At 70.7% G+C, this 23,047-nt stretch carries 24 protein-coding genes and 1 tRNA gene; 10 read left to right on the top strand and 15 right to left on the bottom strand.

Annotated elements, in window-relative coordinates; genetic code table 11:
- The first annotated feature begins 1 nt into the window (after window position 1).
- Window positions 2-1,000 carry a PadR family transcriptional regulator gene (locus OG611_RS00595; RefSeq protein WP_266414414.1) on the top strand — a complete coding sequence of 333 codons (999 nt, stop codon included), beginning with the start codon at window positions 2-4 and terminating at the stop codon, window positions 998-1,000.
- A gap of 222 nt (window positions 1,001-1,222) precedes the next feature.
- Here OG611_RS00595 and OG611_RS00600 read toward each other — a convergent pair whose 3' ends face one another.
- The 3 genes from OG611_RS00600 to OG611_RS00610 all read right to left on the bottom strand — a co-directional run bounded on the left by OG611_RS00600 (window position 1,223) and on the right by OG611_RS00610 (window position 5,038).
- Complete coding sequence (locus tag OG611_RS00600; RefSeq protein WP_266414416.1) at window positions 1,223-2,629, bottom strand: cellulase family glycosylhydrolase; 1,407 nt, start codon at window positions 2,627-2,629, stop codon at window positions 1,223-1,225.
- 32 nt (window positions 2,630-2,661) lie between these two features.
- A complete protein-coding gene (locus tag OG611_RS00605; protein ID WP_266414418.1) occupies window positions 2,662-3,627 on the bottom strand; it encodes a zinc-binding dehydrogenase in 966 nt (321 codons plus the stop codon).
- Window positions 3,628-3,826: 199 nt separating this feature from the next.
- Entirely contained in the window at window positions 3,827-5,038 is a 1,212-nt protein-coding gene (locus OG611_RS00610; RefSeq protein WP_266414420.1) for an NADP-dependent malic enzyme, read from the bottom strand.
- Window positions 5,039-5,558: 520 nt separating this feature from the next.
- Here OG611_RS00610 and OG611_RS00615 point away from each other — a divergent pair.
- From OG611_RS00615 to OG611_RS00625, 3 genes are read left to right on the top strand one after another with little or no spacing between them, the layout of a single operon-like run.
- Window positions 5,559-6,503: an ABC transporter substrate-binding protein gene (locus OG611_RS00615; protein WP_266414421.1), complete on the top strand. Its 945-nt coding sequence runs from the start codon at window positions 5,559-5,561 to the stop codon at window positions 6,501-6,503.
- A 29-nt stretch (window positions 6,504-6,532) separates the two neighbouring features.
- The gene (locus tag OG611_RS00620) at window positions 6,533-7,483 is read left to right on the top strand and encodes an amino acid ABC transporter permease (RefSeq protein WP_266414423.1); all 951 of its coding nucleotides are present in this window, start codon (window positions 6,533-6,535) and stop codon (window positions 7,481-7,483) included.
- Window positions 7,480-8,241 (top strand): amino acid ABC transporter ATP-binding protein, encoded by a 762-nt coding sequence (locus tag OG611_RS00625; protein WP_323180065.1) that lies wholly within the window; start codon window positions 7,480-7,482, stop codon window positions 8,239-8,241. Before OG611_RS00620 ends, OG611_RS00625 begins: the two co-directional genes overlap by 4 nt.
- A 57-nt stretch (window positions 8,242-8,298) precedes the next feature.
- Here the strand turns inward: OG611_RS00625 and OG611_RS00630 are convergent, their stop codons facing one another.
- The 3 genes from OG611_RS00630 to OG611_RS00640 form a co-directional block, all read right to left on the bottom strand.
- Window positions 8,299-9,048 (bottom strand): hypothetical protein, encoded by a 750-nt coding sequence (locus OG611_RS00630; protein WP_266414426.1) that lies wholly within the window; start codon window positions 9,046-9,048, stop codon window positions 8,299-8,301.
- Window positions 9,045-9,533: a SigE family RNA polymerase sigma factor gene (locus OG611_RS00635; protein WP_266414428.1), complete on the bottom strand. Its 489-nt coding sequence runs from the start codon at window positions 9,531-9,533 to the stop codon at window positions 9,045-9,047. The genes OG611_RS00630 and OG611_RS00635 overlap by 4 nt, the downstream gene beginning before the upstream one ends.
- 145 nt (window positions 9,534-9,678) lie before the next feature.
- Window positions 9,679-10,440 (bottom strand): trans-aconitate 2-methyltransferase, encoded by a 762-nt coding sequence (locus OG611_RS00640; protein WP_266414430.1) that lies wholly within the window; start codon window positions 10,438-10,440, stop codon window positions 9,679-9,681.
- Between the two features lie 89 nt (window positions 10,441-10,529).
- Here OG611_RS00640 and OG611_RS00645 point away from each other — a divergent pair, with 89 nt between their 5' ends.
- Window positions 10,530-11,159, top strand: coding sequence for a CGNR zinc finger domain-containing protein (locus OG611_RS00645; protein ID WP_266414432.1), 630 nt, complete (start codon window positions 10,530-10,532; stop codon window positions 11,157-11,159).
- On the opposite strand, the gene sodX is transcribed toward OG611_RS00645, so the two are convergent.
- The gene (gene sodX, locus OG611_RS00650; RefSeq protein ID WP_266414434.1) at window positions 11,063-11,521 is read right to left on the bottom strand and encodes a nickel-type superoxide dismutase maturation protease; all 459 of its coding nucleotides are present in this window, start codon (window positions 11,519-11,521) and stop codon (window positions 11,063-11,065) included. The genes OG611_RS00645 and sodX overlap by 97 nt on opposite strands.
- Before the next feature lie 179 nt (window positions 11,522-11,700).
- On the opposite strand from sodX, the gene sodN reads away from it, so the two are divergent.
- From sodN to OG611_RS00665, 3 genes are all read left to right on the top strand, one after another.
- Window positions 11,701-12,096: a superoxide dismutase, Ni gene (gene sodN, locus OG611_RS00655; protein WP_072483792.1), complete on the top strand. Its 396-nt coding sequence runs from the start codon at window positions 11,701-11,703 to the stop codon at window positions 12,094-12,096.
- Between the two features lie 154 nt (window positions 12,097-12,250).
- Window positions 12,251-12,454: a hypothetical protein gene (locus tag OG611_RS00660; protein ID WP_266414438.1), complete on the top strand. Its 204-nt coding sequence runs from the start codon at window positions 12,251-12,253 to the stop codon at window positions 12,452-12,454.
- Between the two features lie 83 nt (window positions 12,455-12,537).
- Window positions 12,538-13,872 (top strand): NAD-dependent succinate-semialdehyde dehydrogenase, encoded by a 1,335-nt coding sequence (locus OG611_RS00665; RefSeq protein ID WP_266414440.1) that lies wholly within the window; start codon window positions 12,538-12,540, stop codon window positions 13,870-13,872.
- Between the two features lie 171 nt (window positions 13,873-14,043).
- Here the strand turns inward: OG611_RS00665 and OG611_RS00670 are convergent.
- A tRNA-OTHER gene (locus OG611_RS00670) sits at window positions 14,044-14,160 on the bottom strand.
- 358 nt (window positions 14,161-14,518) lie between these two features.
- On the opposite strand from OG611_RS00670, the gene OG611_RS00675 reads away from it, so the two are divergent.
- Entirely contained in the window at window positions 14,519-14,998 is a 480-nt protein-coding gene (locus OG611_RS00675) for a VOC family protein (protein ID WP_266414442.1), read from the top strand.
- Window positions 14,999-15,109: 111 nt separating this feature from the next.
- Here the strand turns inward: OG611_RS00675 and OG611_RS00680 are convergent, their stop codons facing one another.
- A complete protein-coding gene (locus OG611_RS00680; protein ID WP_266414444.1) occupies window positions 15,110-16,585 on the bottom strand; it encodes an MFS transporter in 1,476 nt (491 codons plus the stop codon).
- A 101-nt stretch (window positions 16,586-16,686) separates the two neighbouring features.
- Between OG611_RS00680 and OG611_RS00685 the strand changes: the two genes are divergently transcribed.
- Window positions 16,687-17,298 (top strand): TetR/AcrR family transcriptional regulator, encoded by a 612-nt coding sequence (locus OG611_RS00685; protein WP_266414446.1) that lies wholly within the window; start codon window positions 16,687-16,689, stop codon window positions 17,296-17,298.
- Window positions 17,299-17,313: 15 nt separating this feature from the next.
- On the opposite strand, the gene OG611_RS00690 is transcribed toward OG611_RS00685, so the two are convergent.
- The 6 genes from OG611_RS00690 to OG611_RS00715 form a co-directional block, all read right to left on the bottom strand.
- Window positions 17,314-17,937: an amino acid transporter gene (locus tag OG611_RS00690; RefSeq protein ID WP_266414448.1), complete on the bottom strand. Its 624-nt coding sequence runs from the start codon at window positions 17,935-17,937 to the stop codon at window positions 17,314-17,316.
- Window positions 17,938-17,998: 61 nt separating this feature from the next.
- Window positions 17,999-18,925, bottom strand: a complete 927-nt coding sequence (locus tag OG611_RS00695; RefSeq protein ID WP_266414450.1) for an NAD(P)H-binding protein — start codon at window positions 18,923-18,925, stop codon at window positions 17,999-18,001.
- Window positions 18,922-19,281: a DUF952 domain-containing protein gene (locus OG611_RS00700; RefSeq protein ID WP_266414452.1), complete on the bottom strand. Its 360-nt coding sequence runs from the start codon at window positions 19,279-19,281 to the stop codon at window positions 18,922-18,924. The genes OG611_RS00695 and OG611_RS00700 overlap by 4 nt, the downstream gene beginning before the upstream one ends.
- A gap of 9 nt (window positions 19,282-19,290) precedes the next feature.
- Complete coding sequence (locus tag OG611_RS00705) at window positions 19,291-20,832, bottom strand: choice-of-anchor A family protein (protein WP_266414454.1); 1,542 nt, start codon at window positions 20,830-20,832, stop codon at window positions 19,291-19,293.
- 159 nt (window positions 20,833-20,991) lie between these two features.
- On the bottom strand, window positions 20,992-21,996 hold the full coding sequence (locus tag OG611_RS00710) for a reductase (RefSeq protein ID WP_266425411.1): 1,005 nt from the start codon (window positions 21,994-21,996) through the stop codon (window positions 20,992-20,994).
- 85 nt (window positions 21,997-22,081) lie between these two features.
- Window positions 22,082-23,035 (bottom strand): LysR family transcriptional regulator, encoded by a 954-nt coding sequence (locus OG611_RS00715; RefSeq protein WP_266414457.1) that lies wholly within the window; start codon window positions 23,033-23,035, stop codon window positions 22,082-22,084.
- Window positions 23,036-23,047: the final 12 nt, after the last annotated feature.

Below are 23,047 nucleotides of genomic sequence, written 5' to 3' on the forward strand. Positions count from 1 at the left end.
CATGCCCCCCGTATTCGCCCACGGCCGCCTCCGCCTCTATCTGCTGAAGCTCCTAGACGAGGCCCCCCGCCACGGCTACGAGGTCATCCGGCTCCTGGAGGAGCGTTTCCAGGGGCTGTACGCCCCCTCGGCGGGCACGGTCTACCCGCGCCTGGCCAAGCTGGAGGCCGAGGGCCTCGTCACCCATGCCACCGAGGGCGGCCGCAAGGTCTACTCGATCACCGACGCGGGCCGCGCCGAACTGGCCGGCCGCACCGGTGAACTGGCCGATCTGGAACTGGAGATCCGGGAGTCGGTCTCCGAGCTGGCCGCCGAGATACGGGACGACGTACGCGGCGCCGCCGGCAAGCTGCGCAGCGAGATGCGGGCCGCGGCGGACGAGACCAGGCACACGGGTTCCGGTTCCGGTTCCGGCCGCAAGGGCGACCGGGAGTTCCCCTTCGGCGACTTCGGGGACTTCGGGGACTTCGGCGACAAGGAGGCGTGGCGCGCCGCGAAGGAGGAGCTGCGCAAGGCCAAGCAGGAGTGGAAGGAGCAGGCCCGCCGGGCGAAGGACGAGTCCCGCCGCGCCCGCGAGGAGGCCCAGCAGGCCCGCCGTCAGGCCAAGGAGGCCCAGGACCGGGCGCGCGAGCAGATGCAGAACGCCGCCCGCCAGGTCCAGGAGCACTTCGCCCGGGGCGACTGGCCCACGGGCGTACGGGAGGGGCTGGCCGAGATCACCGGCCAGCTGAGCGGCTTCGCCAGGGCGGGCGCCCGGCCCCCGTACGTCAAGCCCGAGCCCGCCGACGTCGACCCCGCCTGGGGCAAGGACACCGCCTCCACCGGCGACCCCGCCCGCGACCTGGACCGCCTGCTCGACCGCTTCCGCGACGACATCCGCGACGCGGCCCGGGACCGGGGTGTCACGGAGGAGCAGCTGGCGGAGGCCCGCGGCCATCTGTCGACGGCGGCGGCCCGCATCGGGGCACTGCTGCGGAAGGGCGGCAGCGGGGAGAAGTGACGGGGCGGGGACGGGGGCCGGTCCCGGGCACGACCCGGGTGGCCCCGGCCCCGGGGCTCAGCCCGCCTTCCTGAGCTGCCCCGCGTCTCCTCCCCGTGGTAGGAGGTGCTCGTCGCCGAAGAAACGGTCGTGGCGCCCCACCGCGATCCGCAGCAGCTTCGTCAGGAGCGTTGACACGACATGGCTGTCAACCGTGATTGACAGTCATGCCGTACGAAGCACTCAGCCGCGCGCCGTCCCGGTCACCGTCACCGTGACGCGCGTCCCCTTCCGGGCCCGGACGGTCACCTCTCCCCCGCGCCTGCGGACCTCGGCGCGGCCGTCCACCGAGACCCGCCACCGCCCGGCCGTCGGCGGCAGCGAGATCTCCGTGGTGCCGCGGCGGCCCGCCGTATAAGTGAGCCGGTACACGCGGGCGTTGTCGTCGTACGTGTCGGAGTGGACGGTTCCGGCGACGGCGGGGGCGTACGGGGTGGCGGTCCGCTCCTTGTTGGCGGCGAAGTCCCCGTTCTCGTCCAAGGCGCAGTAGCCGCCGCCGTAGCACCACACCCAGCCGGCCCAGCCCGAGGTGTAGCGGTTCAGGGAGGCCATCGCATCCTGGTAGAAACGACCCATCTGGGGAAGCGTGTTGTTCAACGGGCCCCACTCGCCGACGACGACCGGAATGTGCCGCTGCTCCGGGTAGGTGGTGACGGCGGCCTCGTACGACTCGATCCAGCCCGCCGACGGGTCGTAGTCGGCGCCCGCCTCCATCGCGGTGTTGTAGAAATGCGGTGCGTAGACGATCCGGTGGTCCTTGATCACGCCCAGCCCGGTGGGGACACCCTCGCCGACGGCGGGGGTGGGTTCGACGAAGAGCCAGGTGGAGCGGTCCACCGAACGAATGGCGCGGGCCAGTCTGTTGTACATCGGGGTGAGCTGGCGGGCCTCGATGCGCCGGGCGGCCGTCGGCAGGTCCTCACTCTCCTGGAGCTCCCCCATCGGCTCGTTGATCAGGTCGTAGCCGATGACGGCGGGGTGATGCGCGTAGCGGTCAGCGACGACCTTCCACATCTGCGCCTGGGCGTGCTGGAGATCGGGGTCCTCGTAGAGATGGGTGAAGGCACGCTGCACAGCGGGCTCGAAGTACTCGGCGAACCAGTCGTCGGGGTGCGGGGTGAAGGGCAGACCGTCGGTACGGGTCGCCCAGGCCGGGATGCCCCGACTGCCGAACGCCGGGCCGAAGACGTCCTGGTGGGCATCGAGCACCACCCGGATGCCGTACTTCCGCGCCCAGCCCAGGACCCGGTCGATCCGGCGCAGATACGCGGTGCTGTACTGGCCCCGGCGCGGCTCCAGGTCGTCCCAGAAGATGAGGAGCCGGGCGAAGTCGAAGCCCTTGGCATGCAGATCGCGGAATTGTTTCTCGGTGATGGCGGTCAGCGCCTGGTCACCGCTGTTCGTCTTGTCCGCGAAACTCCATCCGCGCAGGGTGAGGGTGCGGCCCTCGTCGTCGGTGAGACGAGGGATGCCGGGCCGATCCGGTGGTGCGGGATGTGCGTCGGCGACAGGGGCGAGCGCCCCCGCCGCGAGCACAACCGAAGTGACGACCGACGTGAGTACGCTGCCTAAGCCCATCCGCATTCGCATGGCGCAGATCAGAGCAGCTCACCCATCACACCTCAAGAGCAGGTGAGCACAATCTTTCCGAACTGGTCGCCCGATTCCAGCCGTTCGAACCCCTCGCGGGCCCGGTCCAGCGGCAGCACCTCGTCGATGACGGGCCGCACGCCGGTGGTCGCGCAGAACGCCAGCAGGTCCTCCAGCTCGTCCTTGGAACCCATGGTCGAGCCGACCACCTTCAGCTCCAGGAAGAAGATCCGGGTCAGCTCGGCGTGCGAGGGCCGGTCGCCGCTGGTCGCGCCGGAGATGACGAGCGTGCCGCCGGGGCGCAGCGACTTCACGGAGTGGGACCAGGTGGCCGCGCCGACCGTCTCGATGACCGCGTCGACGCGCTGCGGCAGCCGCGCGCCCGGCTCGAACGCCTCGATCGCGCCGAGTTCGACGGCGCGCTTGCGCTTGGCCTCGTCGCGGCTGGTGGCGTAGATCCGCAGCCCGGCCGCCCGGCCGAGCACGATCGCGGCGGTGGCGACGCCGCCGCCCGCGCCCTGGACGAGGACCGAGTCGCCGGGGCGCACCCCGGCGTTGGTGAAGAGCATCCGGTACGCGGTGAGCCAGGCGGTCGGCAGGCAGGCGGCCTGCTCGAAGGTGAGCTCCTTCGGCTTGGGCAGCACGTTCCAGCTGGGGACGGTGACCTGTTCGGCGAAGGTGCCCTGGTAGCGCTCGGTGAGGATGGAGCGGGGTTCCTTCGGGCCGACGCCGTGGCCGGTCTGGCCGATGACGGAGTGCAGGACGACTTCGTTGCCGTCCTCGTCGGTTCCGGCCGCGTCGCAGCCGAGGATCATCGGCAGCTTGTCCTCGGCGAGGCCGACGCCGCGCAGGGACCAGAGGTCGTGATGGTTGAGGGAGGCGGCCCGGACGTTGACGGTGGTCCAGCCGGGTCGTACCTCGGGGGCGGGGCGTTCACCCAGCTCAAGGCCGTTGAGGGGCTGGTCGCGGTCGATGCGGGATGCGTAGGCGGCGAACATGGCCCCGACGATAGGCCGGGGCGCGGCCGGGCGTAACCGGCCACGGGTGTGACGCGCGCCGCGCGTTCAAGCGCCTCCGGCGATTGAGGAGCGGGGGTCCGGGGGCGGAGCCCCCGGTTACGGGAAGGGGCGGGGTGGGGAACAAGCCCGCCGCAGCCGCACCCCGCACCCGGGAACCCGCACCCCACCCGCCCCGACGTCAGCGCCGGGCCACGCCTTCCGCCCGTGCGGCGGCCGCCACCGCGGCGGTGACCGCCGGGGCCACCCGCTCGTCGAACGGCGACGGGATCACGTAGTCCGCCGCGAGCTCGTCGCCCACGACGTCGGCCAGCGCGTTCGCCGCGGCGATCTTCATGCCCTCGGTGATCCGGGAGGCCCGGACCTGGAGGGCGCCCGCGAAGATGCCGGGGAAGGCCAGCACATTGTTGATCTGGTTCGGGTAGTCGGACCGCCCGGTCGCCACGACGGCCGCGTACTTGTGCGCGATGTCGGGGTGGACCTCGGGGTTCGGGTTCGCCATGGCGAAGACGAACGCGCCGGGAGCCATCGAGGCGACGGCCACCTCGGGAACCGTACCGCCGGAGACGCCGATGAAGACGTCCGCGCCCGCCAGCGCGCTCTCCAGCGAGCCGGAGATCCCGGCCCGGTTGGTGAGCTCGGCCAGCTCGCGCTTGACCTCGGTCAGGTCCTCGCGGTCCCGGCTCACGATGCCCTTGCGGTCGGCCACGGCGACATCACCGAGCCCCGCCTCCAGCAGGAACTTCGCGATGGCCACCCCGGCGGCGCCGGCGCCGGAGATGACGGCGCGCAGATCGCCGAGGCTACGGCCGGACAGCTTCGCGGCGTTCCGCAGGGCCGCGAGCGTCACGACGGCGGTGCCGTGCTGGTCGTCGTGGAAGACCGGGATGTCGAGCCGCTCCTGGAGCTTGCGCTCGATCTCGAAGCAGCGCGGCGCCGAGATGTCCTCCAGGTTCACGCCGCCGAAGGAGGGCGCCAGCCGGACGACCGTCTCGACGATCTCGTCCGCGTCGGTGGTCGCGAGCGCGATCGGTACCGCGTCGACGCCGCCGAACTGCTTGAAGAGGATCGCCTTGCCCTCCATCACCGGGAGGGAGGCCTCGGGTCCGATGTCACCGAGGCCGAGCACCGCGGTGCCGTCCGTCACGACGGCGACGACCTGCGACTTCCAGGTGTAGTCGTGGACCAGCTCGGGATTCTCCGCGATGGCGCTGCACACCTTGGCGACGCCGGGCGTGTACGCGAGGGACAGGTCGTCCTTGTCACGGATGGGAACGGTGGCCTGCACGGCCATCTTCCCCCCGCGGTGGAGAGCGAAGGCCGGATCGAACGGCTCATCGGTGGTGCTGTCAGTGGTGCTGTCGCTGCGAGGATTGACGATCTCCGCTGCCATGGTGTTGACCCCTTAAGTCTTCATCGTTTGAGGGTGGCCACTCCTGGTTGAGGAGGGGTGGGCGGGCACCGCGTACGTGCCCCGCGTCGACGGTTGGCCCGCCCCGGCAGGGGGAAATACATACGCGCGGGCGCGCCGCACACGCGCCCTGAGCCCCGGATGAGGGGTGTAAAGGTCTTTCTTACCCGAAGGACCACGTCATGGACGAGTCCAAATCGGCTCGGTGACGTGACTCATAGTCGAATATCTGGACAAGTCCGCCGCGCGACGAAAGCGTCCACCAGTCGAGACGCGCCACAGATCTTCCGGCGTGAAGAGGGAAACCCCGCGGATGGTCCGGCCTCGCGTACCGGCCTCCTGAGGTTCGGGGATCACCCGTTATCCGATTTTGATATGAGCAGCGGCAAGTTTGAGCCAGTCCGAATGGCAAGATGCCCTAATCACACAGGGGGGCGAGTCCACAGTCGTGTGTCCATACCGCCTGGTAACACCACCCTCACCTGCCGGAGGAACCCCAATCATGACCGCACGCACCACACGTCGCCCGGCCGCGAAATCCCGGATCGCAGCGGTCGGCGCCATCGCGGTCGCCGGCACCATGCTGCTGGCCGCCTGTGGCGACCAGACCAAGAACGGGTCGACGAACAGCTCGGGATCGGCCCCGCTCTCCGGTCTCCTGCCCAAGGAGATCAGGGACAAGGGAGTCATCAAGGTCGGTTCGGACATTGCCTATCCGCCGGTCGAGTTCAAGGACAAGTCCGGCAATACGGTCGGCATCGACCCCGACATCGCCGCCGCGATCGGCAAGCAGCTCGGCGTGACCCTCCAGTTCCAGAACGGCACGTTCGACACGCTGATCACCGGCCTGCGCTCCAAGCGCTATGACCTGGCGATGTCCTCGATGACCGACACCAAGGACCGCCAGCAGGGCATCGACTCCGAGACGAAGAAGAAGGTCGGCGAGGGCGTCGACTTCGTCGACTACTTCACCGCAGGTGTCTCGATCTACACCCCGAAGGGCGACGACCAGGGGATCAAGACCTGGGCCGACCTCTGCGGCAAGAAGATCGCGGTCCAGCGCGGCACCGTCTCGCACAACCTCGCCAAGGCCGAGTCGAAGAAGTGCACCGGCGGCAAGAAGATCGCCATCGAGACCTTCGACAACGACCTGGAGGCCCAGACCCGGCTGCGCAGCGGTGGCGTCGACGCCGGTTCCTCCGACTTCCCGGTGGCCGCGTACGCGGTGAAGACCTCGGGCGGCGGCAAGGACTTCCAGATCGTCGGCGAGCAGGTCGAGGCCGCCCCGTACGGCATCGCCGTCGCCAAGGGCAACGACCAGCTGACCAAGGCCATTCAGGCGGCCCTGGAGGCGATCATCAAGAACGGCGAGTACAACAAGATCATCTCCAAGTGGGGCGTGGAGGCCGGTGCGGTCACCGAGGCCAAGCTGAACGGCGGATCCTGAGCAGGCACCGGCGCTGAAAGGTTCTTCCTGTGACTGACATCGAGAAGACGTGGCCGGCCGACCAGCCGCCCATACCCTCCACCCCACCATCCGGACCCGAGGCGATCAGGGCCATTCCGGTCCGGCACTACGGCCGGTACGTCTCGGCGGTCGTCGCGATCGGGGCACTCGCCGCGATCGTCTACGCCTTCAGCCAGGGCAAGATCAACTGGGGTGCGGTCCCCGACTACTTCTTCGACCACCGCATCCTCAAGGGCGTCAGCCAGACCCTGCTGCTGACCGCGCTGTCCATGGTCATCGGCATCGTCGGCGGCATCCTGCTGGCCGTGATGCGGCTGTCCAGGAACCCGGTGACCTCGTCGATCGCCTGGTTCTACATCTGGTTCTTCCGCGGCACCCCGGTCCTGGTCCAGCTGTTCGTCTGGTTCAACCTGGGCCTGGTCTTCGAGTACATCGACCTCATGCCGATCTACAAGGACTACTGGTCGAGCTTCATGACGCCGCTGCTGACGGCGCTGCTCGGCCTGGGTCTCAACGAGGCCGCGTACATGGCCGAGATCTGCCGCGCAGGTCTGCTCTCGGTCGACGAGGGCCAGACGGAGGCGTCGCACGCGCTGGGCATGAGCCACGGCAAGACCCTGCGCCGCGTCGTGATCCCGCAGGCCATGCGGGTGATCGTGCCGCCCACGGGCAACGAAGTGATCAACATGCTCAAGACCACGTCGCTGGTGGCGGCCGTGCAGTTCTACGAGCTGTTCAAGAACGCCCAGGACATCGGGCAGGCGTCCGGAGCCCCGGTCGAGATGTACTTCCTGGCCGCGGCCTGGTATCTGATCATGACCTCGGTGCTGAGCATCGGCCAGTACTACCTGGAGCGGTACTACGCGCGGGGTTCGAGCCGCAGCCTGCCGCCCACCCCGTTCCAGAAGGTCAGGGCCAATCTCCTGTCCCTGGGCCGCCCGAAGGGAGGCATGGCATGACCGCCATGGTGAAGGCCGAGGGCGTCCACAAGTCCTTCGGCGCCGCGCACATCCTCAAGGGCATCGACCTGGAGGTCGCGCCGCAGGAGGTCTTCTGCCTGATCGGCCCGTCCGGTTCCGGCAAGTCGACGTTCCTCCGGTGCATCAACCACCTGGAGCAGATCAACGCCGGCCGGCTGTACGTCGACGGCGAACTGGTGGGCTACCGCCAGAAGGGCGACAAGCTCTACGAACTCAAGGACAGCGAGGTCGCGCTGAAGCGCCGGGACATCGGCATGGTCTTCCAGCGCTTCAACCTCTTCCCGCACATGACGGCGATCGAGAACGTCATGGAGGCCCCCGTCCAGGTCAAGCGCGAGTCCAGGGCCGTCGCGAGGGCGCGGGCCGAGCGGCTGCTGGACCGGGTCGGCCTCGGCGACAAGGCGAAGAACTACCCCTCCCAGCTCTCCGGCGGACAGCAGCAGCGGGTGGCCATCGCCCGCGCCCTGGCCATGGAGCCGAAGCTGATGCTCTTCGACGAGCCGACGTCGGCGCTCGACCCGGAGCTGGTGGGCGATGTCCTGGACGTCATGCGCGGTCTCGCGGAGGACGGCATGACGATGATCGTCGTGACCCATGAGATGGGCTTCGCCCGTGAGGTCGGCGACGCGCTGGTCTTCATGGACGACGGCGTGGTGGTCGAGTCGGGCCACCCGCGCGACGTGCTGACCAACCCGCAGCACGACCGGACGAAGTCGTTCCTGTCGAAGGTGCTGTAGGAGCGCGGAAGAAGGGTGGTACGGACCCGGCGTCCGTACCACCCTCTTCCGTACCCCCTACTTCTTGGGCAGCAGCTCCGGGCTGAGCAGCAGCGCCCGCAGCTGGGCACGGGTCAGCGGCGTCGTCTTCATGACAGGCCCCTGCGCCCGCTCGCCCTTGAAGCCGGTGCTGTCACGGATGCTCAGCACACCGCCGTCCTTCAGCACGAGCCGGCCGGCCAGCTCCCGTCCCCACTTCGGCGCACCGTCGTAGTTCATCGGGTCGCTCCAGATCGTCAGCACCCCGCCGCCCGGCACCTTCTCGTTCACGCAGTCCGCCATGCCCGGCACCCCGTGGGCGGGCTTGCACGGATCACTCCCCGCGACGCGGCTCCCGGTGTCCAGGTAGCCGATGACGAGATAGCCGACGCCGCCGTCCTTGCGTACGGAGTAGTGCCCGTCCAGCGGTCCCGCCAGATGCGGCATCTCCTGTTCGGAGGTGTCGCCCTTGAGGATGACGGAGAGCGAGACCTGGTCGACGTCCCCGACGCCCTTGGGCAGCACCTTCACCAGTTCCTTCGCCTGGCCGCCGTTCCCCGCGAGCTCGACCGGGGCCGCCACCGTGGTCTCCTGCGTGTCCCCCTTCGGGGCCAGGTTCGGCGCGGCGACGGCTCCGGCCGCGACCACGGCGACCGCCGCGACCGAGACGCCGACCCGGCGCCGCAGCCGCACCCGGGCGGCTCCGGCGTACACCGTCCGGGTGGAGGTGGCCGGCTCCCCCGCGTCCTCCGCGGCCCGCCCCAGCAGCTCGTGCACGTCGTTGTTCATACCAATTCCTCCGCCATCTCGGCGCGCAGCGCCGCCAACCCCCGAGCCGCGTGGCTCTTGACCGTGTTCTCCCGCATCCCGAGCAGTCCGGCCGTGTCCTCGACGCTCAGGTCCTCCCAATAGCGCAGCACCAGTACGGCGCGCTGCTTGTCCGTGAGCCGGGCGAGTGCCGCCCGTACCGCAAGCCCGGTGTCCGTGTCCGGCGCCCGTTCGGCGCGGTCGGGCAGTTCGCCGTAGGACTGTTCGCGTCGCCAGAACCGGCGACGGGATGCGATGAAGGTGTTGATCAGCGTCTTGCGCGCGTACGCCTCGATGTTGTCGAGCCGTCCGTACCGCCGCCCCCCGAGCACCACCTTGACCAGCGTCGCCTGGACCAGGTCATCGGCCTCGTGCCGGTCGCCGCAGAGCAGGTACGCGCTGCGGAACAGCGCGGTGCGTCTGCCTTCGACGAAGGCGTGCAGCGCGGCATCGTCATCGATCCGCATCGTCGGCGCCCCTCTCCGGGTCCGCGGGTGCGGACCGTCTCACCCTTCCAGTGCGGCGGGAGGCACGGCGGGTTGCAGCAGATGACGGAAAAGGAGGGGCGGTACGGGCAACCGCCCGTACCGCCCCTCCTCGCCGGTGCCGCCGCTACTTCACGGCGAGCACCAAGGTGTCCGAGGGCGAGGCCCAGACGGCCCGCGCCTCACCGAATCCCGCTTCGCGCAGGGTGTCGGTGTGCCAGTGCACGGAGGGCATGTCGCCGTCCGCGTGCTCACCGTAGATCTCGTACCGCTCGGCGGTCGGTCCGGCGAGGACCGGGTCCTTGGCGGCCAGTGCCCACCAGTCGGCCCAGTCGACCGCGCCCGCGGCCTTGGCGCGGTCCATGGCGGCGTGCCGGTGGGCGCGTTCGGCCGCGTTGATCCGGGGCGTCGCGGTGTCGATCATGTGGTCCGCGTTCATGAACACCCCGCCGTCCCGGACGAGCCCGGCGATGTGGCCGTAGAGCGCGGTGAGCGGTTCGGTGTGCAGCCAGTGCAGGGCGGTGGCGGTGAGCACGGCGTCGTACGAGTCGTACGGCAACTGCCCCGGCCACTCGGGGTCCTTGAGGTCGGCGGTGACGAAGGAGACGCGCTCGTCGCCGTCGAAGTGGCCTCGCGCGATGGCGAGCAGCGCCGGGTCGAGATCCACCCCGGTGCTGGTGGCTTCCGGGAACCGCTTGAGCAGCCGGTCCGTAATACTTCCCGTACCGCATGCGAGATCGAGCACCCTCGGCCGCGGCCCCACCAGGGCCTCGACCATGTCCAGCATCACCCGGAACCGCTCCTCGCGGTCGGGCATGTACCACTCCTGCTGCCGGTCCCAGCTCTCCTGCCAGGCCCGCCAGTCCGTACCTGTCGATGTCTCCGTCACCAGGAACCTCCATGTAATACCCTGGAACCACAAACGACCATTACACCGTTCGCTGCATCGACCATAGACCGACGCCGTAAGGACTACAAGTGGAACTGGCCTATTACTCGGACTACGCCGTACGTCTGGTCAACACCGAGGAGCCGGCCCGCAACAAGGACTCCCTCACCTCCGTGGAGGCGGTCCGCGAGCTGTTCGGCGCCAACGGCCAGGCGGCCCGGCGGGCGACCGACGCGGACGTGACCCGATTCAGGTCCGTACGGGGGCGGCTGCGCTCGGTCTTCGAAGCGGCCGACGACGGTGACGAGACGCTCGCCGTCGACCTGCTCAACTCGCTGCTGCTGGAGTTCCCGGTCAGCCCGCAGATCTCCGGGCACGACATCCGCGACAAGGACGGCAAGCCGGACTGGCACATGCACCTGGCCGACCACCCGTCGAACGCGACGGCCGGGTACGCCGCCATCGCGGCGATGGGCCTCGCCTTCCACCTCACCTCGTACGGGGTCGACCGGCTCGGCCTGTGCGAGGCATCGCCGTGCCGCAACGCCTACGTCGACACCTCGACCAACCGGTCCCGCCGCTACTGCTCGGACCGCTGCGCGACCCGCGCCAATGTGGCCGCCTACCGGGCCCGCAAGCGCCTGGAGACGGAACGGGCGGCCGACACCGGCCGCAGCGCGGAGACCGCCCAGGCCACCACACCCCGCACCGACCGCTGATCCTTCTTCAGCGGCCGGTAGCGCGCCCGGACCCTGGCCAGTACGAACTCCTCGGGCACCACCCCGTAGTCCGTACTGTCCCCGCCCGCGAAGGTGTTGTCGGCCAGCACCCACCAGCCGCCCCGACGGCGCTCGACGGCCCGCTTCACGACCAGCAGGTCCTGCTGGAACGGATGCCGCAGGATCACCACGTCACCGGGGCGCACCGTCGCCCCGTACTGCACGAGCAGCCAGTCCCCGTGATGGAGCGTCGGCACCATCGACGGCCCGGTCACCTCCACCACCTGGAACGGCACCCGCGCCGCCAGCCCCCGGCCGGGCTGCTCCTGCGTCAGCTCAGGCACCTCCGGCACCTCCCGCATCTCTCCGGCACCTCCCCGGTCCGTCCAGTACACGTCCTGTACAGCGTTCCGCGCATTCGGCCACTGGTCCCATCCTCGCCCTGGACTTTTGGCCTAAGCCCATGGGGGCACCCACGAAAACACGTCTCTCACGGAGTAATGTCCCACCTGAGAAGACGATCACGAGGAAGGACAGCTCAATGCTTTCCCGCCTGTTTGCCCCCAAGGTGAAGGTCAGCGCCCACTGCGACCTGCCCTGCGGCGTGTACGACCCGGCCCAGGCCCGCATCGAGGCGGAGTCCGTCAAGGCCGTCCAGGAGAAGTACCAGGCCAACGAGGACCCGCACTTCCGGGCCCGCGCGGTGGTCATCAAGGAGCAGCGCGCCGAGCTCGCCAAGCACCACATCTCGGTGCTGTGGAGCGACTACTTCAAGCCCCCGCACTTCGAGAAGTACCCGGAGCTGCACCAGCTGGTCAACGACGCCCTCAAGGCCCTGTCGGCCGCGAAGGCCTCCACGGACCCGGCGACCGGCCAGAAGGCGCTGGACTACATCGCCCAGATCGACAAGATCTTCTGGGAGACCAAGAAGGCCTGATCTCCGGCCAGGCCGTTCGACCTGCGGTTGTCGCGGGTCGCATCGCCTACCTTTCCGCACCCGGTCCGCGGGTCGCCGAGCACGGCGTCCGTGACGGACCGGGTGCGGTTTTCTTTGCCCGGCATGCGGCACGGTCGACGAATCGATCCCCTTCATGGCCGACAGGGATCGTGTCGCATACGAACGCCTGCGGGCCGAGTGCAGTCGGCGCCCACAGGACACCGGGCTCACGGCCGGAAGCCTGGCCGGACGGCTCCCGCTGGACGAGCTGATCGGCGCCGCCTGCCCGCTCCGGGAAGCAGCCGCCTTCGAGGACCTCAGATCGAACGTCGGGGTCTGCACCATTCTGGAGCCGTAGGCTCCTCGACCACGGCCCCGCGGCACCCTGTACGCAAGACCGGCCTCCGGCCTCCACACCCCCCAACACTTCCGGGAGACTTGATGTACGCCGTCACCGACCCGTCCACCGGCACGACCACAAAGACCTATCCGACCGCCACCGACACCGAGATCGCGGCGGCCGTCGACGCTGCCCACGCGGCCACCGCCTGGGGACGGAACAGCTCAGTGGCCGAACGTGCCACGCTCCTGCGCCGACTCGGCGATCTCCATGACCGGCACCGTGCCGAACTGGCGGACAGCATCGTGCGGGAGATGGGCAAGCCGCTCGAAGAGGCCGAGGGCGAGATCGACTTCTGCGTCGACATCTACCACTACTACGCGGACCACGCCGAGGCGTTCCTGGCCGATGAGGAACTGCGGGTGACCTCGGGTCCCGGCCGCGCCGTCATCCGTCGCAGCCCGGTGGGCGTCCTGCTCGGAATCATGCCCTGGAACTTCCCCGCCTACCAGGTCGCGAGGTTCGCTGCCCCGAACCTCGCCCTGGGCAACACCATCGTCCTCAAGCACGCCCCGCAGTGTCCGGCCACCGCGGCGCTGCTGGAGCGGCTGTGCACCGAGGCCGGCTTCCCCGCCGGGGCGTACGTCAACGTCTACGCCACCAATGAACAGGTCGCCGGGGTGATCGCCGACCCACGCGTCCAGGGCGTGTCCCTCACCGGCTCGGAACGGGCCGGCGCCGCCGTGGCCGAGATCGCCGGACGGCACCTGAAGAAGGTCGTCCTCGAACTCGGTGGTTCCGACCCGTTCATCGTGCTCTCCACCGACGACCTCGATTCCGTGGTGGAGGCCGCGGTCTCCGCCCGGCTCGACAACACCGGCCAGGCCTGCAACGCCGCCAAGCGGTTCGTCGTCGTGTCCGACCTCCACGACGCGTTCGTCGAGAAGTTCACCGCCCGGCTCCTCGCCCGTCAGTCCGGCGCACCGCTGTCGTCGGTCGCCGCCGCCGAGGCCCTCGGCCGCCAGGTGGACGCCGCCGTCGCCGAGGGCGCGACGCTGCACACCGAGGGCGAGCGCGACGGTGCCCACTTCCCGGCCGGGGTCCTCACCGGGCTCACCACCGACCACGCCATGGCGCGTGAGGAGCTCTTCGGACCGGTCGCCATGATCTTCCCGGCGATCGACGAGGACGACGCGCTGCGCATCGCCAACGACACCCCCTACGGCCTCGGCTCCTATCTCTTCACCACGGATCCCGCACAGGCCACGCGCGTCGCCGACCGCATCGAGGCCGGCATGGTCTTCGTCAACGGCGTCGGCGCCGAGGGCGCCGAGCTGCCCTTCGGCGGCATCAAGCGCTCCGGGTTCGGCCGGGAACTGGGCCGACCGGGCATCGAGGAGTTCGTCAACAAGAAGCTCATCCGCACCATCGCATAGGTCCCGACGGGCGGCCGGCGCGGCCGCCCGTGTCGCCGCTGAAGCGCCCGCTCCAGCCGGACGAGCAAGTCGACGGGCCCGACCGCTTCGCTTCGAGCGGTCGGGCCCTTCCCGCGTGTGCGGAGCTGTTCGGGAGGCGGACGGGAGGCCCGGTCCGCCGGCGGTCGACCGCGGTGCCGACGGGATTCGAACCCGCGGACGGGGAGGGCAGGTCCGCCCTCTACCCCCCAGTCGGCGTACGGGTGACCTCCGGACGCCGATCGCAATGGGCCGCTCTGCCACGGCGCCGCAGTCTGCGGGACCGCGCGATCCCGCTGCGGTGATCGTAGGGGCAACTCCCCAGCCCGAGAAACCCGTTTACGAAGGCGTGTGCGGAGCCGTTCGCGAAGGTGTGCGCGAAGGTGTGCGCGGAGGCGTACGGAGGCGCGTACGGAGGCGTTCGGGAACGTGTTTGCGAAGCCGTTTACCCGGAACGCGGCCGTGTCGCCGAAGGTTTCGCCTCTCCCGAGGGGACCATATGAAGTCGGCCGATGCCGGTCCCCCGTCGATTCGCTCCTCGTACCACCGATGAACTTTCGGTGCAGGATCGGTCGATATGGGTGGACATGCGCAGACGATGGGGCTGCGTACACGAGGGGAGACAGCGATGACCACCGAGGGCTTCACCACATGTCTGTGGTTCGACGGGCAGGCCGAGGAGGCGGCGGAGTACTACCTCTCGGTCTTCAAGAACTCCCGCCTCGGCAGGACCGGCCGATACACCGAAGCGGGACCCGGGCCTGCCGGATCGGCGATGGCGGTCGAGTTCGAGATCAACGGCCAGAAGTTCGTCGGACTGAACGGCGGGCCGCAGTTCACCTTCAATGAAGCCATCTCGTTCCAGATCCGGTGCTCGGACCAGGACGAGGTGGACTACTACTGGAGCAGCCTCACCGACGGGGGCGAAGAGGGACCCTGCGGCTGGCTGAAGGACAGGTACGGCGTCTCCTGGCAGGTCGTCCCCGAGGCGCTGATCGACCTGATCGGCGATCAGGACGCCGAGAAGGCCGCGCGGACCACCGCGGCGATGATGACCATGAAGAAGCTGGACATCGCCGCGCTGCGGAAGGCGCACGACGAGGGCTGAGACACGCGGACGCGGAGATACCGGAGGACGGATCCGACGGAAGTCGGTGGATCCGGCCGGCATCTCCGCGCCGAGGGGGAGCGGGTGGCGCGGTGGTCGCCCCACCCGCCGTCACCGCCGCGCGCCGCTCCTCGCACACCGTGGGCCGAGGAAGGCGCCCGCGAGCAGCGCGCCGGCCAGGGCCAGCGCCGAGTTGACCAGGATCGCGACCGAGACCCCCGAGAGGACACCTTCGGGGCCGGTGTCGCCGAGGGCGGACATCCGGGCGGTGGCGACGGCGCTCATGACCGGGATGCCCATGGTGATGCCGACCTGCTGGGTCAGGGTGGCGAGGCCGGTGGCCAGCCCCTGTTCCTCGTCGGGGAGTCCGGAGGTCGCGGTGACCATGAAGCCGACGATCATCAGCATGTTGCCGATGCCACCGACGAAGGTGGCCACCAGCAGAAGCGTGATCCACTCCCCCGACGTTCCGAGCGCCACCAGGGAGAGGGTCGCGACGGCCTGGCCGACTCCGCCGGTGACGATGGTCGTACGGCTCCCGAACCGGCCGACGGCACGGCCGCCGAGCGTGCCGCCGATCACGGTGCCGATGCCCAGGACGCCGAAGGCGAGGCCGGTGGCGAGCGGTGAGTAGCCGAGGACTTCCTGGAGATAGAGGGTGAGCAGGAAGACCAGCGAGGTCTCGGTGACGAAGGCGATCAGGCCCGCGGTGTTGCCCCAGATGACGCTGCGCCGCTTCAGGATGTGTACCGGGACCAGCGGCGCCGCGGCCCTCTTCTCGACGGCCCGGAAGGTGATGAGCAGTGCGAGCCCCGCGAGGAGTGCGGCCAGGGTGGTGGGCGTGGTCCAGCCGGACTCGCCGGCCTGCGTCAGACCGTGGACGAGCAGCAGCAGGCCGCCGGTGACGGTCACGGCGCCGGGGATGTCGAGCCGGGGGCGCCCGGCGGGCCGCGAGTCGGTGATGACGGACGGGGCGAGGGCAACCACCAGGGCGGCCACGGGCACATTGATGAAGAACGCCCAGCGCCAGGAGAGCAGATCGGTGAGCAGGCCGCCGAGGATGGCGCCCGCGGTGAATCCGGCGGACATCAGCGCCCCGTTGAGACCCAGGGCGCGTTCGCGCAGCGGGCCCTCCTTGAAGGCGGTGGTCAGCAGCGCGAGTCCGGCCGGGGTGACGGCCGCCGTGGCGAGTCCCTGCAACACTCGTGCCACGAGCAGCACTTCGGGCGAGGTGGCCAGCCCGCCGAGGGCGGAGGAGAGGCCGAGGACGGCCATGCCGACGAGGAACAGCCGCTTGCGGCCGACGAGGTCGGCGATCCGGCCGAAGAGCAGCGTGAAGCCGGCGGCGGCGAGCGCGAACGCGGTGGCGATCCACTGGAGGTGGGAGAGGGAGAAGCCGAGCCCCTCACCGACGACGGGCAGTGCGACGTTCAGGATCGAGAAGTCCACGGCGATCATGAACTGGGCGCCGAGGAGGAGTGCGAGGACGAGCTTCTGCCGTCCGGCCATGCGGGTCTTCGACGGGGAGACGGCGGGAGCGGCGGCGGGGCCGGTCATATCCGACGGGGCGTGACTGGGTGCGGACATGATGGGTCTTCCTCAGGGAGAGGTTTTAACGGGACTTGAGTTCCGTTAAGATGGAGTCACCGTAACAGAGGAAGGGTTGCTAATGGAACTGGAGACCCGTTATGGCATCTGAGGGTGTGGAGCCGGGCAGCGTCCGGCCCGGTGGGCGTACTGCCCGGGTCCGCGAATCGGTCCTGCGGGCGGCGGGCGACGCCCTGGCCGAGCACGGCTTCGACCGCCTGGACCTCGCCGATGTCGCGCGCCGGGCGGAGGTCGGCAAGACGACCGTCTACCGACGCTGGTCCACGCCCACCGGTCTGATCGCGGACCTGCTCGACGACATGGCCGAGCAGTCCTCGCCCCGTACGGCCACGGGTTCCCTGGCCGAGGACCTCAGGGCCAACGCCCGGCTGGTGGTCACGACCCTCTCCGACCCGCGGCAGGGCGCGCTCTTCAAGTCCGTGATCGCCGCGGCCACCTGCGACCCGCGCACGGCCGAGGCGCTGCACCGGTTCTACGCGATCGGCATCAAGGAGTGGTCCGGCTGCGTCACCGAGGCCGTCGAGCGCGGGGAACTGCCGACGGGGACAGACCCGGACGAGGTGATCCGCGCCGTATCGGCGCCGCTCTACTACCGGTTGCTGGCCAGCGGCGACCCGCTCGACGAAGCGGCGGCCGACCGTGCCGCCGAGGCCGCCGCGGCGGCGGCCCGGTCGGGCGCGTACGTGAGCTGACGGCCGGCCGCCCCGTCAGCCCGCCGGGTGGGCGCGCAGGCGGACCGCCCACGGGTGCCCGGCGCCCTGGGCCAGGGTGATGGTCTCGGTCAGCCAGGCACGCTGGTCCGCGGTGAGGACCGGCAGCGCCTTCGCGAAGTCCTCCTCGTCCTTGGGGCGCGGGGACCCGGCCTTGTACAGGAGCTGCACCTCGGGGCAGAGGTACGGAACGCCGTCCCCGGAGACGCGGCCGAGCCGGTCGAGCGGCAGGCGGATGCGGGGATCTCGGCGGAACAGCCAGTCGTCGCCCTCCGCGTCGTCGAGCATGAGCTGGACGCGCCAGGGTTCGTCGGGCCCCGGGCGGCACCAGATGTCGTGCACGTACGGCGGCAGCACCTCGCCGGGAAGCCAGGGGCGCAGCGTGCCGGGCGGGTCCGCGGCCCACCACTCCCAGCCCGCCAGAAGACGCTGGGCGGCGAGCTGGTCGCGGCGGAGCAGGAGCACGTCGATGTCGCCGTGGTCCCGGAAGGCGTGGCCCACGGCGAATTCGACCGCGTATCCCCCGGCCATCCACCAGGGGACGCGCAACGGCGCGAAGAGGCGGGCGGCCTCGTCCGGCGGGGGCGGATCCCAGGGACCCCACGGAGTCTCCGTACGCATGGCCGCAGGCCCCCTTACCCTCTCCGGCACCGCCCGCCCTCCGGCACCGCCCGCCGTGGGGTCAGTCCGTCTTCAGCAGATGCCGGTAGCTGTCCGGATGCTCCCTCAGGAAGGTGGCCAGACTCGTCGCCGGATGGCCGGTGAGGTCCGGCACGGCGTCCGAGACCGTGGCCATCTCGCCGGTGGCGATGGCCTCGTAGGACGTCACCCAGCCGGCCACCTCCCAGTCCTCGGCACCGTACTGCGCCCGGGAGGCGTAGGCCTCCTCACGGGTCTCCGCCACGTAGGTGATGGTCCGGCCGGTGACCCTGCCGAGCTCCTCGGCAGCCTCGGCGAGGGTGAATGCCTCGGGGCCCGTCAGGTCGTAGGTGATCCCGTCGTAGCGGGTGTCGGCACTCTCGGTGTCGGCCAGCAGGACGGTGATCGCGACGTCCGCGATGTCGTCGTGCGCCACCGCCGCCACCCGACCGTCGCCACCGGGGCCGCGCAGCACCCCGTCGGCGCCGGTCATCGCCGGGATCCCGGCGAGATACAGGCTGTCGCGGAGAAAGGTGTAGCGGACATCGGCGGCTCGGATGTGCGCCTCGGTGTGCCAGTGGTCCCGGGCGAAGGTGAACGTGGCGTCGGGTGCCGCGCCCAGGAAGGAGACGTACACGATGCGTTCGACGCCCACGGCGACCGCCGCGTCCACGGCCGTCGTGTGCTCGCGCACACGGTCCGGGCTCTCGTGCGCCGAGACGAGGAACAGCGTGTGCGCCCCGGCCAGGGCACGGCGCATGGCCTCCCCGTCGCCGTACGGGGCGGGCGGGGCGGCGACGGCGCCGGGCAGTTCGGGCAGCCGGGACGGGTCGCGCCCGAGGAGCCGCACGGGCACTCCGGCGCGCGCCAGGCGCCGGGCGACACGGCCGCCGACGGCTCCGCTCGCGCCGGTGACCGCGACGATGGGGGAGCCCGGATTCTCCGGGCCGGTGGGGGGTGGGTTGTTCATGCGGGGTCGCCTTCCTTGCGCGGCCAGGGCCGCACCTCCACGACCGCGTCCACCGGGACGGGGCCGTAGATGTGCGGGAACTCCTCGCCGCCGGGCGGGACGGACTCGTACCGTACGGGCACCGGGAGCCGGTCGGGATCGATGACGAGGACCACGAGTTCCTGGTCGCCGGTCCCGGCCCCGCTCCCGGCGCCGTACAGCATCTCGGCCACGCCGGTGAGCTGGTGCGGCAGCGAGCAGTGGATGAAGCCCTCTTCGTGCAGGGTGCGGCCGCGGGTGGACATCTCGTACGTCCCGATCCCGCGGGCCGCCTCCCACAAGGGGCCTTCGGTGAGGTGCAGCAGCAGTTCGGCCATGGGCCAAAACTAGCCGCGTCGACGCGCCCTGCGGGCCATCAGCGTGGCCGCCGATCCGGCCACGAGCAGAGCGGCGGCGATCCCGCCCAGAATCCACTCACCGCCGCGCGCACCCGTGTGCGGGAGCTCCGCTCCGGGATGGGGCTTGTGCGGCGAGGCGCCGGGCTCGTCGGGCCCCTCGGACTTGTGCGCCCAGCTCCCGGGCTCGTCGGGCCCCTCCGACTTGTGCGCCCAGCTCCCGGGCTTCTCAGGCCCCTCCGACTTGTGCGCCCAGCCCCCAGGCTTCTCAGGCCCCTCCGACTTGTGCGCCCAGCCCCCAGGCTTCTCAGGCCCCTCCGACTTGTGCGCCCAGCCCCCAGGCTTCTCAGGCCCCTCCGACTTGTGCGCCCAGCCCCCAGGCTTCTCAGGCCCCTCCGACTTGTGCGCCCAGCCCCCAGGCTTCTCAGGCCCCTCCGACTTGTGCGCCCAGCCCCCAGGCTTCTCAGGCCCCTCCGACTTGTGCGCCCAGCCCCCAGGCTTCTCAGGCCCCTCCGACTTGTGCGCCCAGCCCCCAGGCTTCTCAGGCCCCTCCGACTTGTGCGCCCAGGTGTGGGTCGGCGTGGGCTTCGGCCACGGCGTGTGGGTGGGGGTGCCCGTCGGAGTCGGGGTCGGCGTGGGCGTGGGCTCCTCGCCGCAGGTCGGCAGATCACCGTCGAAGGGGTAGGCGTGCAGTTCCTGGCCGCCCGACTGGCCCGCCGAGGTGTGGGTCAGCGAACCGGCGGTGTAGAAACGGCCGTTGGTGCCGCTCATGTCCAAGGTGGCCGTACTCGACTGCTGGCCGATCAGCACGCTGCCCTGGAACTGACCGGTGCCGTGCAGCCCGACCTCGGTGGCGTCCGGGAAGTTCCACAGCAGGCGCTCGCGGAGCCCTGCCTGGGGCAGCGAGCCCATGTAGGTGCTGATACTGCGGGTGCTGCCGTAGACGTTGACGAGGACGGTAGCGCCGTCCGGGATCGCGTTGAACGTAATGCCCTGCTGACCGCCCTGGACCGTCGCCAGATCGGGGTCGACGGCGAAGACCTGGAGGGGCGAGGTGCCGTCACCGGTGAAGACGGTCTCGGAACCGGCGTTCACCACGGTGCCCGTGGCGGGACGGCGGTGGTCCTGGTTGTCGTCGTACGCGTAGCAGTGGCTGGCCGCGGTCAGCTGGTCGCGCAGCGCCGTGTACGGTTCCGTGGCGGCCGGGTCGCGGAGCGGGGCCGGGATCACCGTTCCGCTGACGTTCCCGGCGTGCTTGACCACACCGTGGTTCGCCCCCTCCTCGGCGGCGGCCTCCCGGACCAGGAAGTCGCCGCCGCCGAGGATATTGATATTGCTGTCGTGATGGGTGACGGGCTCGTTGTTCGGATCGAGCCAGGTCGTCGGGCAGTCGCTGCCCAGACACGGGCCGAGCCCGCCGGGCAGCGGGTCGGCGAGAGCGATGGACGCCATCGTGCCCACCATGGCCGCGGCTGCCGCCATGGCCACCGCCGCCCGGATACCTTTGCCGCGCCTACGCGCTTGATTTGCCATAAGGGGCAATATGCAGCTTTACATACCAAACGATAGGAATGCCACGCCCGGATCGAGCCCGATGCACCCGGATACACGGGGCCGCGACCGGCTACGCCCGTGCGTGCGAGCGCGCGCCGGACCGTCCCCGGCAGCGCGCCCGCGGTGTCCGACGGTGCGTCAGGCCGAGTCCGCCAGGAGTTCGGCCTCCACGCGCGGGTCCAGGCCGACCGCGGGCCGGTCCGGGCGCTGCGGGGCCTGTCCGCCCAGCTCCTCCAGCCACTTCCAGGTGTCGGCGACCGTCTCCTCGACCGGGCGGCAGCGCAGGCCGGTCGCGTACGCCTTGCTGACGTCACCGCAGTGCAGGGTGTCGTACAGCTCGCCCGGCGGCAGCCATACCGGCAGATCGCTCCACGGCTCCACGCCCGCCGCGAGGATCTTCTCCGCGGGTGTCCAGCGCAGTGCCGCGTCGGAGCCGGTCACACGCACACAGGCCTCCAGCAGTTGCCCCATGGTGGCGTGGCCCGGACGGCTGACCAGGTTGTACGGCCCGTGCAGACCGCTGCCGGCCGCGTCCAGCAGCCAGTTCGCGAGGTCGCGGGCGTCGATGTACTGAAGCCTCAGATCCGGTGTGCCCGGGGCCAGTACGGGTCCTCCGCAGGCGATCCGCAGCAGCCACCAGGGCAGCCTGCCGATGTTCTCCCAGGGGCCAAGGATCAGCCCCGCGCGGGCGAGGAGGGCCCGGTCGCCGAAGGCGTCGAGCGCGGCCAGTTCGCCGCCGCGTTTGGCCAGGGCGTACGAGACGTCCCCGCCCGCGTCGGGCGAGGCACCGGCCACCAGCGGACCCTCCTCCGACAGACCGGCCGGAGCCGGGTAGTCGTACACGGAGCGGCTGGAGACATAGGCGTACCGGGCGGCCCGGCCGGCCAGCAGACGGGCCGCGTCCCGTACGGCCGAGGGGGCACCGCTCCAGGTGTCGACCACCAGGTCCCAGGCGTACCCGCCGGGGCCCTCGCCGGATCCGGCCAGGGCGGCGAGGCCGTCCTCGGTGGTGCGGTCGCCGAGGAGTTCCGTCACGCCCGGCGGGGGTGCGTGCCGGCCGCGGTGGAACACCGTGACGTCCCAGCCGCGCGCCAGCGCCGCCTCGGTGACGGCGCGCCCCACGAATTCCGTACCACCCAGCATCAGAAGCCTCATGGGGCCGACTCTGCCCGCCGGGCGGCCCGGTGGGAACCGGTCCTCGCTCTCGGCGGAATCGGGAACCGGCCCCTCATGGCGTGCGGGCCAGCGGGCTGCGGTTGCGCAGCAGCCACTGGTGGTACCCGGCCGCGCGCCGGGCCGCCTCCCGGTAGGCCGCCTCCAACTCCCCGTACACCGTGGCCGTGTCGGCGCCCGGCCGGGACACCAGCAGCAGCCGTACGGCGAGGGGGTCGTCGCGCAGCGGGCGGATCGCCATGTCGTCGCGCGGTCCGGAGGTGGGCTGGCAGGGGGCGACCGCCTCGCCGAGCACGACGAGGGAGGCGGCGGTGAGGTAGTCGCCGTGCAGGACGGTCGGTGCGAGTCCGGCCTCTCCGAACACCCGGCGCAGCCCGTCCCATTCGCCGTCCACCGTGGGGTCGACCATCCACCGGTCGGCCGCCAGGTCGACGAGGTCGACCACGGGGCGGGCGGCGGCGGGGTGGTCCCGGGCCATGGAGATGAACTGCGGTTCGCGGTCCAGGAGTACGCGCTGTTCCAGGCCGTCCGGGACGACCAGCGGGCAGCCCTCGACCTCGTGCACGAAGGCGACGTCGAGCCCGCCCGCCCCGACGTCGCGGAGCAGTGCGCCGGCCGATACGTCGACCCGCAGCGAGATGTCCGTACCGGGCAGCCGGAGCCGCAGCCTGCGCAGCCAGCCGCCGATGACCCGGCTCGCCGTGCAGCCGATGCGCAGCCGGGGCCCGGAGGCCCGGACCGCGTCCGCCTCCGCCTTCGCGTCGCTGACCAGGGCGGTCATTCCGTCGACCAGGGGGCGGGCCCGGCTGAGGACGGAACGGCCGAGCAACGTCGGGCGGCAGCCGGTCCGTTCACGGCGGAACAGCTCGGCGCCCAGGGTGTTCTCGATCCGGCGCAGCTGAGTGGTCAGGGAGGGCTGGCTCACGCCCAGCCTGCGGGCGGCTTGGTGCAGGCTGCCCGTATCCGCGATGGCGCACAGCGCCCTGAGGTGTCTCACCTCAAGCTCCATACGGTCGAGCGT

Source organism: Streptomyces sp. NBC_01363, assembly GCF_026340595.1.
Taxonomy (GTDB): Bacteria; Actinomycetota; Actinomycetes; order Streptomycetales; family Streptomycetaceae; genus Streptomyces.

Coding starts and splice junctions, on each gene's coding strand:
- sodX (WP_266414434.1), bottom strand. CDS start 11,521: ATGCGGGAGGTGCCGGAGGTGCCTGAGCTGACGCAGGAGCAGCCCGGC.
- OG611_RS00675 (WP_266414442.1), top strand. CDS start 14,519: ATGACCACCGAGGGCTTCACCACATGTCTGTGGTTCGACGGGCAGGCC.
- OG611_RS00680 (WP_266414444.1), bottom strand. CDS start 16,585: ATGTCCGCACCCAGTCACGCCCCGTCGGATATGACCGGCCCCGCCGCC.
- OG611_RS00605 (WP_266414418.1), bottom strand. CDS start 3,627: ATGTTCGCCGCCTACGCATCCCGCATCGACCGCGACCAGCCCCTCAAC.
- OG611_RS00600 (WP_266414416.1), bottom strand. CDS start 2,629: ATGCGAATGCGGATGGGCTTAGGCAGCGTACTCACGTCGGTCGTCACT.
- OG611_RS00625 (WP_323180065.1), top strand. CDS start 7,480: ATGACCGCCATGGTGAAGGCCGAGGGCGTCCACAAGTCCTTCGGCGCC.
- OG611_RS00615 (WP_266414421.1), top strand. CDS start 5,559: ATGACCGCACGCACCACACGTCGCCCGGCCGCGAAATCCCGGATCGCA.
- OG611_RS00700 (WP_266414452.1), bottom strand. CDS start 19,281: ATGGCCGAACTGCTGCTGCACCTCACCGAAGGCCCCTTGTGGGAGGCG.
- OG611_RS00595 (WP_266414414.1), top strand. CDS start 2: ATGCCCCCCGTATTCGCCCACGGCCGCCTCCGCCTCTATCTGCTGAAG.
- OG611_RS00715 (WP_266414457.1), bottom strand. CDS start 23,035: ATGGAGCTTGAGGTGAGACACCTCAGGGCGCTGTGCGCCATCGCGGAT.
- OG611_RS00660 (WP_266414438.1), top strand. CDS start 12,251: ATGGCCGACAGGGATCGTGTCGCATACGAACGCCTGCGGGCCGAGTGC.
- OG611_RS00635 (WP_266414428.1), bottom strand. CDS start 9,533: ATGCGGATCGATGACGATGCCGCGCTGCACGCCTTCGTCGAAGGCAGA.
- OG611_RS00610 (WP_266414420.1), bottom strand. CDS start 5,038: ATGGCAGCGGAGATCGTCAATCCTCGCAGCGACAGCACCACTGACAGC.
- OG611_RS00665 (WP_266414440.1), top strand. CDS start 12,538: ATGTACGCCGTCACCGACCCGTCCACCGGCACGACCACAAAGACCTAT.
- OG611_RS00705 (WP_266414454.1), bottom strand. CDS start 20,832: ATGGCAAATCAAGCGCGTAGGCGCGGCAAAGGTATCCGGGCGGCGGTG.
- OG611_RS00695 (WP_266414450.1), bottom strand. CDS start 18,925: ATGAACAACCCACCCCCCACCGGCCCGGAGAATCCGGGCTCCCCCATC.
- OG611_RS00690 (WP_266414448.1), bottom strand. CDS start 17,937: ATGCGTACGGAGACTCCGTGGGGTCCCTGGGATCCGCCCCCGCCGGAC.
- OG611_RS00685 (WP_266414446.1), top strand. CDS start 16,687: ATGGCATCTGAGGGTGTGGAGCCGGGCAGCGTCCGGCCCGGTGGGCGT.
- OG611_RS00710 (WP_266425411.1), bottom strand. CDS start 21,996: ATGCTGGGTGGTACGGAATTCGTGGGGCGCGCCGTCACCGAGGCGGCG.
- OG611_RS00630 (WP_266414426.1), bottom strand. CDS start 9,048: ATGAACAACGACGTGCACGAGCTGCTGGGGCGGGCCGCGGAGGACGCG.
- sodN (WP_072483792.1), top strand. CDS start 11,701: ATGCTTTCCCGCCTGTTTGCCCCCAAGGTGAAGGTCAGCGCCCACTGC.